Origin of the sequence: Acetatifactor aquisgranensis, assembly GCF_943193215.1 — a bacterium.
Classification (GTDB): domain Bacteria; phylum Bacillota; class Clostridia; order Lachnospirales; family Lachnospiraceae; genus Acetatifactor; species Acetatifactor aquisgranensis.
The window spans coordinates 167,713-182,846 of sequence record NZ_CALPDH010000002.1 but is presented as its reverse complement, the minus strand read 5'-3'; the positions used below and the strand labels follow the sequence as shown (position 1 = coordinate 182,846).

The window sequence follows — 15,134 nt, the reverse complement described above, 5'->3', positions numbered from 1 at the left end:
GGTACGCATATTCCACGCGGCTCACGTCTTAGCTTTCCTCCTCCGCCCCAGCAGAAACGGAAAGAACCGATTTATGACCAGAATGCAGGGCACTTCCAAAAGCAGAACAATCCCTACTACATTCACGAAGAAGCAGACACGGTTCAATCTGGGAATGTAATCATTCACCATATAAGCCACAACGTGGGCATAATACACAAAGGAAAAATCCATATGGGTAGCCATTACAATCAGGCTGTTTTTTCCGTAAAAAAGAAGCGGTTTAAAAGGCCGGCAGTTCTTACAGATCAGCAATAGCCCCACAGAAGAAAGTGCCACGGACAGATATTCCAAAGGCGGAATCCGTCCCATCGCCATGGTGCGAAAGTCAACGCTGCCATTCACAACGCTCAGGGGAATCCCCGCAAGGAACAGGCACAAACCGCCTGCCATACGGCCAATGGAAAATTTTTCATCCCTTTCCCAGAAATCACGGTGCTTCTCAAACAAATAATAGCCTGCGCAGATAAGGGGCAGTGCATAGGCGGCCCGCAGGAAAGTCCTCAAAAAATCTGTCAGCAGCGAAAGCCCCGGAAAAGCTGCCACAGATGCCTCCTGCTCTGAAAGAGCTTCATTCGCCAAATATGACACAACTGTCAGAACAATGCTGACGAGGCAAGTGCCAATCATGGAAAACCTCTTCAGCAGGAAAAGGAAAAAGCATTCCGACAGAAAAAGCGCAGGCAAAAACCAGAACACGGAAAATCCCTTAAGCGTGACAATGGAAAGCAGGCCAGCCCGCACTGTCTCCCAATCCGAAAGCCCTTTCTTCCATTGCCCGAGAAGTAGCAAAACAGAAATCAGGCTGAAACAGAAAAAAGGAATCATCAAAGAAAGCCCTTTCCGGCACAGAATCGCTTTCATGCCCCTTTCCTTTTCCCTGCTGCAGCTCATCGTCATGCCGGAAATCAGGAAAAAGAAAGGCAGCGCAAAAGAGGAAATCCAATAGACCACACTCTCCGGCATCGTTGAGGAATGCATAATGACGATTCCTATGATTCCTGTCCCTTTTGCCATATCCATATATTCCAGTCGTTTTTTCTCCATGCCTTTTCTCCAATCCGCAGCATACTCTGCCCTATTACTTTCATCGGATACCAGAGGCAAACAATTGAGTCCCCGCTTCGCGAGTCTTCAATTATCATGAAAATAAACTCCGACAGACCGGATTCTATCAAATCCGGCTGCCGGAGTCCATCCTTTCCTTTACGGCAGTTCCACCTCCCCATAGGCGAAACTGTTCTCTTTCAGAAACTCGACCATCTGCTCCCCGCTCCAGGGCTCATCGCAGTACAGATAGCCTTTCCATTCATCCATCCACTTCAATTCGTCCACCGCGAAGACCGTCACTTTCTGGGCATCCGCAGGCTTCTCGAACATCCATACCTCCTGACTGTTCTCTCCATCCTCCACGAATCTGTTATAGGTGGACGAAGCCGGAGCAAGGCGTCTTCCCTTATCGTCGAAAGCTTCTATGACAACATATTCCCCTGCCAGAGATGTTCCTTTCGGTTCTTCTATCACTGCCTGAATCTCATAAGGCTGTACCCTCACCTCTTTCAAGGCGCAATCGCCGCGGATTGCCTGTTCCAGGCTTTCCGTCATCAAGCTCTCTTCCGTACAGGTGATTTCCGCTGAGGCTTTCCATTCTCCCCTGATATCCGTTTCCATCTCTTCCGTGAATACTCTCATATACGCGGAGTCCATTTCATAGACCATTCCGTCCGCTACAGGATATTCACCCAAAGAATCTCCGCTTCTTCCGATTCCCACAAAAGTATGTGCGTCTGTGAAAATACCTTTTATAATCAAGCTCCCGTTTCCAATCTCATAGTGTTCTCCCGCATCAATGGCAATGCTTTCCGTAGCGTACAGAAAAATACTGCCCTCTTTGCCTGTCATGTCTGGCACGCCCTCCATAAAAGGCTCTTCGCTGACCACCTCAAATGACAGATAAAGGCTGTATCTGTCGCAGAAATATTCCTTTATGGCAATCTGCACAGGGTTTTCTGTGTCCGCCTCCTCTTCAGGAACAGCACCCCCCTGCTGTCCCGGTTCTTCCTGCGCTGACTCTTCCTGTTTCGGTTCTTTCTGCCCCGAATCCTCCCAAGCTACCTCGTCCTGCCCCTTTACTGGCACCGCGGCATCCCCAATCTGCGCATAGGGAATCCCGGAATCCGCAGTATCATAAAGATAGGCGAAGATATTCCCAAGCACCGGGATATTGCTGTAAGCCCTCGCCACCACGGGGTTGGTGAATCCGATAGCCACCGCTATGAAGCAGGCCGCTGCCGTGGCCATGGATATGGCTGCTGCCCTCCGGTGCTTTCTGTTCCTTTTCTGCACAAGCTTTCTGTGCCCTTCTCCTACCGCCTCCAGGATAATCCTGTCAAGCTCCTGTGGAACCTCCATCTCTTCCCAAATCTTATTTTCCGTCATACTCATGCCTCCAACATACATTTTAATCTGCTCTTCGCCCGGGAATGGTACACTTTCACTGTCCCTATGGGAATATTCAGTATCTGCGCGATTTCGCTTAATTTATTCCCCGCAAAATAGTGCTGGATAATGATATCCCGATATGGGAAATTCAACCTGTCGATTGCCTGATACAAATCCAACCTCTCTTCCCCGGGAAACGGTTCGCTTGCCGCAAATACCTCTTCCTCCACACAGTCATACTTCCCTCGCCTGGCCCACTCCTCGTGAGCGCAGTTGATTAGAATCCTGGTCATCCAGGTGCGGAAATACTGCGGCTGCTTCAGGCCCTTTATCGATACGATGCAGCGCAGGATGCACTCCTGGACCAGGTCCAGACTATCCTCCTTGTTTTTCATGTACAGGAAAGCCATTTTGTACAGATATTCCTTTTCCATAAGGAACAGCTGTTCCATCGCTTCCCTATTTCCCTTCTGTGCCTGCCTCACCAGGCCGATTTCCAGAGAATCCATTGTCTTCACCGCCTTTGCTTTGTAAGTACCAAACATGTTTGTTTACATCTGTTAGAGGCATGCGGGAGAAAAAAGGTTACACTTATCTCTATATTTTTAAAAACTGCCCGGCAACGATTGCTTTTCTTTCATCGTTGCCGGGCAGCCCTGATTTTTACTTTACACTTTGTTCTGTGACCCCTATTCAGTTGCGGGAAATGTCATTCCTTGATTTCGTCAATGTCTGTCAGGTTCACCCCTGATACATTCAGCAATGCTTTTATTGTCAGATACTCTTTTTTAAGCTTTGCATATGTCTCAGTCGCATTTTCCTTTCTCGCCAATAACATATATTCCTGAATCTTTTTGAAATCATCAAGGGCCTGCTTTGTTACCTCAATACCTGATGGCATATAATCACCTCTTTCTGAGAAACGCTGTTGATTAGCATCTATAACCATTATAGCAATCTATGCCCAAAGTGTAAAGCCTTTATTCGATTGGCCCATTCGTATTAAATATCCAGCAAATCACTGTATGCTTTCAGCGCGCCGTCAGTGTCGTGGGCAAGCACTTTCTTCGCCAGGACCTTGCCCAGCTGTACGCCCTCCTGGTCGAAGCTGTTGACGTTCCATACAAAGCCCTGATACATGACCTTATTCTCAAAATGGGACAAAAGAGCGCCCAGCGCCTGCGGGGTCAGCTGCTCGCCGATGATGATGCTGGAGGGCCTTCCGCCCTCAAAGTTCTTGTTGCGGTTCTCGTCAGCCTTGCCGCATGCGAACGCCACAATCTGTGCCGCCACATTCGCGCAGAGCTTCTGCTGGCTTGTGCTGTCCTGAATCACCACATCCCTGCCCATCTGGTTCTTCTTAAAGCCCACGAACTGCAGCGGGATGATGTCTGTGCCCTGATGCAGCAGCTGATAGAAAGAATGCTGTCCGTTGGTGCCCGGCTCGCCGAAAATCACAGGCCCGGTAGAATAATCCACAGGCTCGCCGAAGCGGTTCACCGACTTTCCGTTGGATTCCATATCCATCTGCTGCAGATGCGCGGGGAAACGGCTCAAGGCCTGGGAATAAGGCAGTACCGCTGTATTCTGATATCCCAGGACATTGCGCTCATAAACCCCGATCAAAGCGTCCAGCATGGCAGGATTTGACAGCACATCTCTCTTTGCCGCAAGCTTGTCCTCCTCTGCCGCGCCATCCAAAAACTGCGCAAATACTTCAGGGCCGAACGCCAGAGACAATACCGCGCCGCCCACGCCGGATGTGGAGGAGAATCTGCCGCCGATATAATCGTCCATAAAGAACGCTGCCAGATAATCGTCGCTCTTTGCCAGCGGAGAGGTCTCACTGGTAACGGCAATCATATGCCTGGAGGCGTCCAGCCCCGCATTCTTCAGCGCATCCTTAACAAAAGACTCATTGGTCAGCGTCTCCAGGGTAGTGCCGGATTTGGATACCAGCACAAAAAGGGAATGCTCCACGTCAATCGTATTCAGCACGGCCGCAGCGTCATCAGGATCCACATTGCTGATGAATCTGGCTTCCATCTTGAACGTGCCGTTCATCTTGGCCCAGTTCTCCAGGGCCAGATACATCGCCCGGGGGCCTAAGTCGCTGCCGCCGATTCCAATCTGTACGACAGTAGTGAACTTCTCTCCTGCCCCATTGGTAATCTCGCCGCTGTGCACCTTATCTGCCAGTTCCGCGATTTTCTTCTGCTGATCCACATAAAAGCCGCGCTTGTCCACGCCGTCGGCCACCACAGCCCCGCCCAGCTGTCCGCGGGTCATATGGTGGAGCACCCTGCGCTTCTCTCCGGTATTGATGACCTCCCCATTGTAGAGAGCCTCGAATTTCTCCGCAAGCTGCGTCTCTTCCGCCAATTTCACAAGGGCCTCCAGAATCTTGTCATCCACCTGCTTTGCGGCATAATTGAACGTAAGTCCTGCAGCCATGGGAACGCTGTATTTCTTCACGCGGTCCGCGCCTTTCTCCCCAGCCATCACCTCCGCAAGATTTACAGGAGCCGCCTCCTGCAGCTTCTGATACGCGGAAATGGTATCTAAATTTTTCCAGGTAATCATAATTGACTTATTCCTCCTATCATTTTTATTTGAAAGCAAAATGCCCTACCAAAAATATACTATTAAATGGATATAAATTCAAGTAGGTAAATCTGCATGCGGAGCCGGTAAATCATTTGGCCCACTTCATAAATCATCTCCGCAAACCGCCGGCAGTAATAGATGCAAATAACTCAGGGGATACAGATTTTTCACGATTACCGACTAAATATTTCACTTAATAATGTCTCATATTCTTCCATGGATATCTTCGCATCACGATAGGTAAAATCACTGTTTTCATCATATTTGTCATCAGGTGAATCCCAGTACTCTGCCCCCAGCTGAAATTCATCCGCTATATTGCCATCCCCATCATATCTCGTCAGCCGATATATCCGCCTTCCCATATGGGTAGTATCACTGTGCACAATCCAGACGGCATTATCGTACTCAGTGTAGGACAGAACTCCTGCCATCCCCTCCCCGGCTGCTAATACATATACTTTCGCATCTCTTGCATCAATGTACATGCCTCCATAAGGGCCGTCCAGAATCAGCTCATTCTCGCCGTCATTGTCCAAATCAATCCGTTCTCCCACAGAATAGCTGTTCCAATCTTCCTCGTCAATGGGCAGCTGGCCAAAATTTATGGACGCTTCACCGCTATCGTCATAAAATGCCGGGATTTCACCGGCAAGAAACGCATCCAGCAATTCTTCCGGTTCCTTGCCGTTTCTTCCACATCCCGTTGCCAAAAACAACATGCCAAATACCAATATCGATGTAAAACTTTCCTTTTTCATTTTCATCCGCCCTCGTTTTGATGCACAAACCCATTCTTTTCTGGCGGGAAAAACGGAGAGTCTTCCGGACGCTCCATGTAACTTAGCCATTGCTGCGGCAATTTATCTGCATAAAGAGAAACCATCCCGCCCACAATAGCACATATCGTGTCCCTGTCTCCCAAAGCGGAAACGGCTGTCCACAATGCTTCCTCCATGGAATCATAATGATATGCCGCACACCAAAGACAGAATGGAACCGTATCCTGTGCCGTCAGCATCATCCCGTTTCCAAGCACAGAAACCGCAAAATCTATGCTGCTTTCCCTCGGAACCGAAGCCGCAGTCAATATTTTATATTTGGTATCGCATTCCGGCAATTTATCTGCGATATCACGCACAAAAGTTTCCCCTTCTCCGAAATAACATCCCAGCTTTTTATTCAGGAGCAACGCCGATGCCACGGCAGCCGCCATCGCACCTGCAATTCCCTCAATATGCGCATGCGTGACTTCTGCAGATGCCCTGGCATAGTATAGAACTTTGTCCAAATCATCCGCAAAATAAGCGCCTATGGGCGCAACGCGCATTGCTCCGCCATTTCCCATAGAGCCCATTCCGTCAAACACTTCTGCGGCTGCTTCCCGCCAATCTTTCCCTTCCCCGATATTGCGCAAAATGGAATGCGCCGTTCCTCCATATCCCCGATGCCAGTCTAGCGCATAATTCGAGGCAAAAACCTTGGCTAATTCATCCTGATTTATTTTTCCATACTTTTCCAGGATACGGTAAATCCCTATCGCCATCACGGTGTCATCCGTAAAATGCCACGGTTCATTCAAAATCTCCCTGTTATTTATCCTTTTGCAGGCTATCTCGTCAGGCACAAAAAAGGTTTGTCCGAAACAATCCCCTAAAGCAATGCCCTCCAACGCGCGTTTTGCATATTTTATCCTATCTTTTGGATTAAGAGCAGATGTTCCCGCACAGCTTTCGCCCGGAATTTCAATTGCCATCCCGTCTTCCTCCTGGTATTTTGCAATGTTCTCCATGTATTTTTTCAAAAAATCCAATATCTCCACCGGGCAGTCCGCCACGCGGCTATGGCTGTAGTGCCTGTTGCTTTTCCTATGATTCGCCGTCAGTACCCAAGCCGCTCCAGCGCTGCCTGGGCTTTCCCGTTCCCCTGCCCGGCGGCCCTTTCGTACCATTCCGCCGCCTCGTCCGTATCCTGTTCCACTCCCCTGCCAATCTCGTAACATAGCCCCAGATTGTACTGGGCCACGTCGGATCCCTGGCTGGCAGCCCGGGCGAACCACATGGCGGCTTTTGCATCATCCTGAACTATACCTGTCCCCGTGATATAGGCGATGCCCAGATTCAGCTGCGCCTCCGTATGTCCCTGCACGGCGGCATGGACGTACCATTTGACGGCCTGGGTGACATCCTGTTCTACGCCCTCCCCTTTTTTGTACAGGAAGCCCAGGTTGTTCTGGGCGTCCGCATGCCCCTGCTGTGCCGCTTTCCGGTACCACTCGGCCGCCTGGGCGCTGTCCTGTTCCACGCCCTCTCCGTATCTGTAGAGAATCCCCAGGTTATACTGAGCATCGGCATATCCCTGCTCCGCCGCCTTTTCAAACCATTCCCTGGCGGCAGCGTAGTCCTGGCCTACGCCTTCTCCTTTTTTATAACAGCAGGCCAGATTGTACCGGGCTTTCACATGGCCCTGGGCGGCCGCCTCCTGATACCATTTGACAGCCTCCTCACAGTCCTGCTCCACCCCTTTTCCGAAGTGGAAGCAAAGCGCCAGTTCATACTGCGCCTCCCCATGGCCCTGTTCCGCCGCTTTCCGGAACCATTCCAGAGCCCGGGCATCATCCTGGGGCATGCCTCTTCCGGTCATGCAGCGGCAGGCCGTCTCGTACTGGGCAGCCACATGGCCCTGCTCCGCCGCTTTCCCATACCACAGGGCGGCCCGGGCATCGTCCTGCTCCACTCCCGTCCCCCGCTCATAATAGATGGCAAGGTTGTACTGGGCCTGGGGGTTCCCCTGTTCCGCGGCTTTCCGGCACCACAGCGCTGCCAGGGAATCGCTCTGCTCCACGCCTTTCCCCTTTTCGTAGCACCAGGCCAGATTGGTCTGGGCGCCGGCATGTCCCTGCTCCGCCGCTTTCCGGTACCATTCTGCGGCCCTGCCGTAGTCCTGCTCCGCGCCTTCCCCGTCCTTATAGCAGAACGCAAGGTTGCACTGGGCGTACGCATGGCCCTGCAGGGCGGCTTTCTCATACCAGGCGAACGCCCGGGCGCTGTCCTGCTCCACCCCTGTGCCAAAATCATAGCACAGGCCTATAGCATACTCTCCATCGGCGTCCCCCTGCTCCGCCGCCTTTAGATACCATTCCGCCGCCTTGCGTTCATCCTGTTCCACACCCTTTCCTTCCTCATAGCAGATCCCCAGCTGGTACTGGGCCGAGGCAAGGCCCTGCTGTCCGGATTTTTGGAACCATATAAACGCTTTTCTGTAATTCTGTTTCACGCCGCCCCCATGGTAATAGCACAGGGCCAGGTTATACTGGGCGTAACGATAGCCTTTCTCCGCTGCCCGGGTATAGAAATCAATAGCCATTTCCCAGTCCTGACACACGCCATTCCCTTTTTCGAAACAGATGCCCAGATAATTCAGCGCCTGCGGATTTTTCTGTGTCTCAGCTTTCCAGAACCATTCCACAGCCTTCCCGAAGTCCTGCGGAACGCCCCTCCCCTCATAATAGCAGGCTCCCAGGCCGCACTGGGCGTCGGAGAATCCCTGCTCGGCAGACTTAGCGTACCATTCCGCCGCTTTCTCACAGTCCTGCTCCAGGCCGCCGTATCCATACATATAGAAGACCCCCAGGTTATACTGGGCCCACTCATGCCCCTGCTGTGCCGCTTTCCTGTACAGCTCGCAGGCCTTTGTCCGGTCACGCTCTACCCCTTGTCCGTGGTCATAGCAGACTCCCAGATTGTGCTGCGCGTCCGCATCGCCGCCTTCTGCGGCTTTCGTGTACCAGTATATGGCCTTCTCCTGGCTTGGCCCCACGCCCTTCCCCTGGCTCCAGCACCAGCCCAGGCTGCGCTGCGCGGCAGGATTCCCCTGGGCTGCCGCTTTCTCATACCAGGCAACGGCAGTTATGTAGTCCTTTTTCACATGCCAGCCATACTGATAGCAGTCGCCCAATACGCCCTGGGCGCCGGGGTCGCCGCTCTCCGCGGCGGCGCGGCACTCCTCTATGTGAAAGCCGTCTTCCAGGACGCTTTCTCTGCAGAAGCAGCTGGCGCTGTCCGTGCTTCCGCCAGGCAATTTGCTGTTCTCGTTCATTCCGATACCTCCTTGTCCGCTACTGCGGATTTGTGTTTCATATGCTTTATCATGTTCCGATTCCATGTCTCGACTGCAATATTGACTCAAGTGTCTCCGGCCTGTCGCTTACCCGGCCTTTCCAAATTGATACAAAATCCAAAAGTAGTATACCACAGGAACTAGTAAGTGTACCACTTTTTCTTTCCATTTCGGTCTTATTCCTTTGTCACATTCGTCTTCAAACATTGCCAGTGCCTTCCTTTCCTGTTCTGTCGTTATATCGAGGTAAACCATGGTTGTTTGAAACCTGGGCTTACAACACTTGCGCGCCCAGGTGTTGTCAGCCTGGCCGCTGTCGGTTTAGCCAGTGAAAGCATTGGGAATGCATACCCCTTATTCCTTCCTGTCTTCCCTTCTCGATTCCTTTCTCTTCCACGCCCTTACTTAAATTACACATAAGCGGCACCTCACTTTTCGAGTCATTCTGATACGAAAATCTTCCTCTAATATCTGGCACTTATCCTGTGTTCTTGATATTCTCATAATGGGAATTTGTAAATTCTGTTCCATGTTGGGCAGAAATCATCCGGCTGCAGTAATAGATTCCCCTCTTTATCAATGGATAACCCGGATAATAATCATTTTGGAAATCCTAATAATATTATATCAGGCAGAACAGAGGAATTCTATGCCTGGTAATGTTCCTGCCCTTAGGTAATATGATATATTCCAGATTTGTGTACCCTATGCCTTTCGGCGGAACATATAAAAAAGGCAACTTTTGATGAGGAAGCACAGGCCTTCATCATAATAATTTTGTTTCTATGTAATGAGCCACACCGTCCATATCGTTACTTTCCGTTACAAAATCTGCCACATCAAGTACCTCTCTGATGGCATTGGAGACAGCGACGCCCACACCGCAATTCTTTATGGACTCAATATCATCATTATCATCTCCGAAATATATCGCATCACTTTGAGCGACCCCAAACGAATCCAGCATAGCCTTGATTCCGTTCCATTTTGTAGATGCAGTACTCATAATCTGTATTAGCTCACCATCTGCCACTGTCATGTAAGTATCTGCCGTTAAAGCCTTTTCCACCTTCATTCGTATATCTTTTTCTTTGCCACTCAGCAAAAGCTTATATATAATACCATCTGTAGGTAAAGCAGGAAACCCCGGAAAAACCATTGCATCCCACTCCGGAATAGGAGTATTTGAAAAAACACCGTTTCCCGTTTCCAAAGACAGGATTAGACCAGGTATCGAAACTACCTTTCTCAAAATGGCTTCTGCACTGGATGGGATAATTCCATTCTCGATCACACAATGCGGTAAAATAATCCTCGCTCCGTTTAATGTTGTTATTGCCTGAAACCCAATCTGTTCCTGATAGGCTAATATAGCCCGTTCCGGTCTTGCGGTTGCTGCCATTAGAAGGATTCCCCTGTCACGGCACTTTTTCAACGTTGCGCATGTATACTCCGACAGAGATTTATCTGTGTGCAGCAAAGTCCGGTCTAAATCTGTTATAATCGCCTTCATCCTGTCGTCTTCCTTTCAACTCTTACAATTTTTACGCCAATTCTTGATTTACAAAATCTTTGTAAACTATTCCCGATTGAATACCTTTAAGTTCAATAACAACCCAACTCCAAATACTTGCTCTATCAGCCATTGTAAACTTAAAGTCTTTTTGTAAATATTCATCATTCACAACTTCTTCAAGAAATTGATTTTCATCATCATATTCGAGAAATATTTTTATCTCAAATAAATTATCTGTTTCTGTTATAAAGTCCTCAAGCACTTCATCAGAAACAGCAATTCCTTCTTCGCATATTAACCCATCATAACCATGCAATGCAAAATCATACAACAGATAGTCTGTTCCACAATTCGCGCAAACTGCCCTCACTGCCTGCCCATATTTGTTCTCATATTCATTGATTGCCATTTTATTTTTATCATAAAACTCGCCGAAGCATCGGATTTTAAATGCTCTACTCCCGCACTCACAGACTATTTCACCCTCAATTCCTTCATCATCGGTCGGATAATAAATCTTTTCAAGATGTCTTGGTTTAATCATTATATCTCCCTCCAAGATACCAGAAACTTGCAAGCCTACAGTCTTTTTAAACAGGAATGCTTTTTATCTATTTCAAACCCGTTCTTTTTGTAAAAATTTAATGTACTTTCTTTATTTGAACCGGTTTCCAGAAAAACTTTATAGCATCTGCGTTCCCTGGCTATTTCTGATGCTTTACCCAGCAATGCCGATGCATATCCCTTATTCCTGTAATCGGCATGCGTCACAACATTTTCAATAACTGCGAAAGGTCTGACATTATGTGTTAAGTTCTCAATAATCGCCATTTGTACGGAAGAAACAACTTTTCCGTCTTCTTCTGCCACCAGTAAATACATACTTTCATCTTTCTCAAACTTATCAAGAAGATATTGCCATAAACCCATATCCTGTTCTTCCTTAGGTGGATACTGGGTTAAGTATCTAAAATACAATACCTTCAAATCAATTGCGTCTGTTCGTTTTGCTTTCCTGATATACATCATATATTTTCCTCATATAGTTGTCTTCTTGATATATCTTCTATATTTCTCAAACTTTGTTTACACTTATCCATAACATGCCTAAAGCATTAGAGCGTTTCAACCTTACGTTCCTGACTTATCAATAACGTATTACACTATTGCAAGTATTTTGCTCTGATAAGATATGTAATCTCTCTAAGCGATGAAGGTCAAAACACTCTGCCTTTCTTCCGCCGCCTTTTGGAAAAATTCTTTTAGGGCGTCGAAGCTATTCCTTACATCAATCCGCAGTCAGTTTTGTGCCGGAAGCAGGACGGACGCCGTCTCGGCTCCGCAGAAATAGTACAATACCATTGAGTCCTCCCGGACTGCCAAATCTCTCGGCAGCTTAAAATACACATTCCCCTCCATGGTCTCGCCAGCCTCGAGAGTCTCTCCGTACATATCTTCCAAACCCAGGTTGATGACATCCGAAGGACGGTAAATATTTGCCTCTCTGTCTGCAACAATTCCATAGTACCGGTCCTCCGATCCGGGAATGAACGTGGAAGGAAATACCCATACATCCATGCTTCCTGTATTTTTCAGCCGAAGCCGGATTCGGGTCCATACCATCTCCTCATTTGATTCCACATAAAAAGAATTGCTCCCCTGCAGCCGTTCGTAAAGCTCCATTTCCATCAGGGTGACCTCAATTCCTCCCGCTTCTCCCGTCTGATCCTGGGCTACCGCGTTTTCAAAGGCCTCCAATATCTCCGGAAGTCGCTCCAGACGCTCTGCCTCCTCGGCCGCCTGTATTTTTTCCGGTGTGGAAAAGGAAATGCTTTGACCAGTCATGGCCCGCACCGCATAGTAAGCGCTCCCCGGCCTTTCATTCTCCACCAGTTCCTCATCACCGCTTAAAACTTCATAGGATACCGATGATTCTCTATTACGGAATTCCGGAAAAAATCGAATAGTCATTCCGTTTCCGGAAGCGGTAAAGCTGTTCCCATCCACCTCTGTCACAAGTCCCTGCGCCGATAGGATCTGGTAAACCCCGCTTATATTCAATCCAAAATATCCCTCGTTCACCAAGTTATATATGGTTATATCCCCGTCCTTCCCTTCTCCCATGGCGCCGGTACAAATCGCCCTGTACCGCTCCATATCCGCCTCCGAGAACATAGCTTCGTCCTTTGGAAGCATACAGCTGTATGAATTATAGATATGGCACAGCCTCAGATCCTCTTTAAACTGCTCAGGATCCAGTTTGGAAGCCATGACGCCAAATTCCTTTTTCACCCGGGCTGTGTAACGCGTTTCAAGCCGGATATGATATCCCGGAAAGTCCTCCTCCGTCTCCCCTTCCGGTTTAATCACTATCAAACATGTACTCCGCAGCTTCTCGAAGGCCCTGCTTTCCATACAGTCCGACACCAGTTTTGCTATCTTCTCAGCCATAGAATCCAGGCCGCTGTAATCCTGGTAATAGATAAACATATTATAGCCTTCTTCTCCCTTTTCGTAGGAAAGCCCCATTCGTTCCGCTCCCCCATAAAGCATCTGGGCCGCAAAATCGTCATGATATGCCCAATCCATGCTCTCCTCTATTTTGCCCTCTTCCACTGTAAATACAACCTCCGGGAACTCTGCAGGCGTTACCTTGTAGGAAATATTGCCATCCGTCTCCCCTTTCGTAATCTCAAAATCCCGGGAACCATACCGTGACTCCAGATAATCGCGGACTTCTCTTATGTCCCGCTCCTCAGCCACACCACAGCCGGTCATGCCGAACGCACAGACAATTATAACTGCCGTCAACATCCATCGAAAACGATTCATATTGCTTATCCTCCTCTCTTCTGATTTTCCTGAACTCAGCCCTCACTTCCTCATTCGGGATACGTGCCGTCCGCTCTTCCCCATTCCAGGTAAGATATCCCAAGTGTATCAATGACGAAGTTCCTGTCCCTACGCTTTTTCCTGAGACTCTTTTCACTCCGCAAAAGCAGTTTGCTCGCGCTCTCTCAAAATGTGCCATACATCATTACCGCAAAAACCACATTTACGATATAGCCCTTCCGGGTAATCAGGATTATTACACTTTCCTGATACCGTGACAAATTTCGCTGCTTTCCTCATTCTCCACAACAGTTCTGATACAAGATAGCTCCCCAGGCCGCATCTGCGATAATCCTTCGATACCTGAATCCATTCCAGCACACCCTCGCCGATTTCACGATCCAGTTCAGCAATACCAGTTGCTACAATTTTTCCTCTACAGTCTTCTTTGACAGCCAACCACAGTTCTGAGCTATACTGTTCCCTGAGCATATTGCGCTGCATTTCAGGCACCGTAATACCAATGTCGTCATAACAACTGTTGATATGCTCCACAAAATCAGGTACAGAAGCTTCCTGAAGGGAATAGCCTTCTGGCAATGACACAGGCTCCACTTCCAGCATAGGATGCCGCAGACGAAAGTATGGTTCATCCTGATATCGCTTCAGCAACTCTGTATCGAACTCGCTGTCATGTACGATTTTCGTGTTATCCGGTATGGCTATACAGGCTGTTTTCCAATAGGGGATGGATGCCGCGCGGCATGGATTCTCTAAATATTCATGTTTCAGCATATCCGCCACATTTATCCTCTCCCCGGATTTTCCTGTTCTTCCGTTCTTCCAACTCCGCAATTTGGTTCATCAAACAATCTGAAAAAGTCCCTTCAATCGGTGTAGCTTCTCCTGTTGTATAGCAGTCAAGAAGGACTATGTTATTATCCTTGTCATAACAAAATATTTCATCACCATTCCCTATAATGGACAAGAATGGAATAAAATCAGTAAACCCATCATCGTGCAGTTCTTTTGTTTTTTCCCGGATATCCAAAAAATCAGGTATTCCTTCGGCAATTCCATAAACTATAATTCCACGACAGAACGACCAAAATGGGCCTATGTCATACTGTTTCGCTCGTGGCCATATTTCTTCCTGAACCTCCATATAAAGCCCACCTAACGGGGACATAGTAAACTCTCTAAAATCAGCAGGAAGATTTATCCCATACTGATTTTCAAAATTCTTTATATCCTGTTCCGATGGCTCATTTCCCATACAAGCTACAACCTGATAAGTCTGCTTATCATAATTATGGAAATAATCATAAACTTTTTCCAATGCCATAATATACCTCCTACCACTCCCGAGTATTATACTATTGAAGCCCCATAATAAAGATTACCAATGCCATAATCGATATAACAGTCCAGCCAATATACCTTCCAGCAATTTCCAAATCAGACGGCTGACCTGCTTATTTATTCCTATTATATACAGCATTCCGGCAAATTACAATATAAAGCCAACGTTACGTTGAATATCTTAATACCATCCGCAATCCCCTTGCCTTGCGGAAGC

14 protein-coding genes are annotated in these 15,134 nt (G+C 48.3%); all 14 read right to left on the bottom strand.

Annotation, left to right across the window (positions count from 1 at the left end; all coding sequences use genetic code 11):
- Window positions 1-21 precede the first annotated feature (21 nt).
- Window positions 22-1,086: an acyltransferase family protein gene (locus NFS35_RS02525; RefSeq protein ID WP_251205570.1), complete on the bottom strand. Its 1,065-nt coding sequence runs from the start codon at window positions 1,084-1,086 to the stop codon at window positions 22-24.
- Window positions 1,087-1,245: 159 nt separating this feature from the next.
- Window positions 1,246-2,478: a DUF4179 domain-containing protein gene (locus tag NFS35_RS02520; RefSeq protein WP_251205569.1), complete on the bottom strand. Its 1,233-nt coding sequence runs from the start codon at window positions 2,476-2,478 to the stop codon at window positions 1,246-1,248.
- A gap of 2 nt (window positions 2,479-2,480) precedes the next feature.
- Entirely contained in the window at window positions 2,481-2,990 is a 510-nt protein-coding gene (locus NFS35_RS02515; protein ID WP_251205568.1) for a sigma-70 family RNA polymerase sigma factor, read from the bottom strand.
- Window positions 2,991-3,190: 200 nt separating this feature from the next.
- On the bottom strand, window positions 3,191-3,382 hold the full coding sequence (locus NFS35_RS02510) for a hypothetical protein (RefSeq protein WP_251205567.1): 192 nt from the start codon (window positions 3,380-3,382) through the stop codon (window positions 3,191-3,193).
- 101 nt (window positions 3,383-3,483) lie between these two features.
- Window positions 3,484-5,064, bottom strand: coding sequence for a glucose-6-phosphate isomerase (locus NFS35_RS02505; protein WP_251205566.1), 1,581 nt, complete (start codon window positions 5,062-5,064; stop codon window positions 3,484-3,486).
- A 197-nt stretch (window positions 5,065-5,261) separates the two neighbouring features.
- Window positions 5,262-5,849, bottom strand: a complete 588-nt coding sequence (locus tag NFS35_RS02500; RefSeq protein ID WP_251205565.1) for a hypothetical protein — start codon at window positions 5,847-5,849, stop codon at window positions 5,262-5,264.
- Window positions 5,850-5,851: 2 nt separating this feature from the next.
- A complete protein-coding gene (locus NFS35_RS02495) occupies window positions 5,852-6,844 on the bottom strand; it encodes an ADP-ribosylglycohydrolase family protein (protein ID WP_251205564.1) in 993 nt (330 codons plus the stop codon).
- A 125-nt stretch (window positions 6,845-6,969) separates the two neighbouring features.
- Window positions 6,970-9,186, bottom strand: coding sequence for an SEL1-like repeat protein (locus tag NFS35_RS02490; protein WP_251205563.1), 2,217 nt, complete (start codon window positions 9,184-9,186; stop codon window positions 6,970-6,972).
- A 787-nt stretch (window positions 9,187-9,973) separates the two neighbouring features.
- Window positions 9,974-10,720: an HAD hydrolase family protein gene (locus NFS35_RS02485; protein ID WP_251205562.1), complete on the bottom strand. Its 747-nt coding sequence runs from the start codon at window positions 10,718-10,720 to the stop codon at window positions 9,974-9,976.
- 31 nt (window positions 10,721-10,751) lie between these two features.
- Complete coding sequence (locus NFS35_RS02480) at window positions 10,752-11,267, bottom strand: hypothetical protein (protein WP_251205561.1); 516 nt, start codon at window positions 11,265-11,267, stop codon at window positions 10,752-10,754.
- A 35-nt stretch (window positions 11,268-11,302) separates the two neighbouring features.
- Window positions 11,303-11,752 (bottom strand): GNAT family N-acetyltransferase, encoded by a 450-nt coding sequence (locus NFS35_RS02475; protein WP_251205560.1) that lies wholly within the window; start codon window positions 11,750-11,752, stop codon window positions 11,303-11,305.
- A gap of 270 nt (window positions 11,753-12,022) precedes the next feature.
- Window positions 12,023-13,555, bottom strand: coding sequence for a DUF4352 domain-containing protein (locus NFS35_RS02470; RefSeq protein ID WP_251205559.1), 1,533 nt, complete (start codon window positions 13,553-13,555; stop codon window positions 12,023-12,025).
- Window positions 13,556-13,708: 153 nt separating this feature from the next.
- A complete protein-coding gene (locus tag NFS35_RS02465) occupies window positions 13,709-14,350 on the bottom strand; it encodes a GNAT family N-acetyltransferase (RefSeq protein ID WP_251205672.1) in 642 nt (213 codons plus the stop codon).
- On the bottom strand, window positions 14,337-14,900 hold the full coding sequence (locus tag NFS35_RS02460) for an SMI1/KNR4 family protein (RefSeq protein WP_251205558.1): 564 nt from the start codon (window positions 14,898-14,900) through the stop codon (window positions 14,337-14,339). The genes NFS35_RS02465 and NFS35_RS02460 overlap by 14 nt, the downstream gene beginning before the upstream one ends.
- Window positions 14,901-15,134 lie beyond the last annotated feature (234 nt).

Coding starts and splice junctions, on each gene's coding strand:
- NFS35_RS02515 (WP_251205568.1), bottom strand. CDS start 2,990: ATGGATTCTCTGGAAATCGGCCTGGTGAGGCAGGCACAGAAGGGAAAT.
- NFS35_RS02500 (WP_251205565.1), bottom strand. CDS start 5,849: ATGAAAAAGGAAAGTTTTACATCGATATTGGTATTTGGCATGTTGTTT.
- NFS35_RS02470 (WP_251205559.1), bottom strand. CDS start 13,555: ATGAATCGTTTTCGATGGATGTTGACGGCAGTTATAATTGTCTGTGCG.
- NFS35_RS02480 (WP_251205561.1), bottom strand. CDS start 11,267: ATGATTAAACCAAGACATCTTGAAAAGATTTATTATCCGACCGATGAT.
- NFS35_RS02525 (WP_251205570.1), bottom strand. CDS start 1,086: ATGGAGAAAAAACGACTGGAATATATGGATATGGCAAAAGGGACAGGA.
- NFS35_RS02505 (WP_251205566.1), bottom strand. CDS start 5,064: ATGATTACCTGGAAAAATTTAGATACCATTTCCGCGTATCAGAAGCTG.
- NFS35_RS02510 (WP_251205567.1), bottom strand. CDS start 3,382: ATGCCATCAGGTATTGAGGTAACAAAGCAGGCCCTTGATGATTTCAAA.
- NFS35_RS02475 (WP_251205560.1), bottom strand. CDS start 11,752: ATGATGTATATCAGGAAAGCAAAACGAACAGACGCAATTGATTTGAAG.
- NFS35_RS02460 (WP_251205558.1), bottom strand. CDS start 14,900: ATGGCATTGGAAAAAGTTTATGATTATTTCCATAATTATGATAAGCAG.
- NFS35_RS02490 (WP_251205563.1), bottom strand. CDS start 9,186: ATGAACGAGAACAGCAAATTGCCTGGCGGAAGCACGGACAGCGCCAGC.
- NFS35_RS02495 (WP_251205564.1), bottom strand. CDS start 6,844: ATGGCAATTGAAATTCCGGGCGAAAGCTGTGCGGGAACATCTGCTCTT.
- NFS35_RS02520 (WP_251205569.1), bottom strand. CDS start 2,478: ATGACGGAAAATAAGATTTGGGAAGAGATGGAGGTTCCACAGGAGCTT.
- NFS35_RS02465 (WP_251205672.1), bottom strand. CDS start 14,350: ATGCTGAAACATGAATATTTAGAGAATCCATGCCGCGCGGCATCCATC.
- NFS35_RS02485 (WP_251205562.1), bottom strand. CDS start 10,720: ATGAAGGCGATTATAACAGATTTAGACCGGACTTTGCTGCACACAGAT.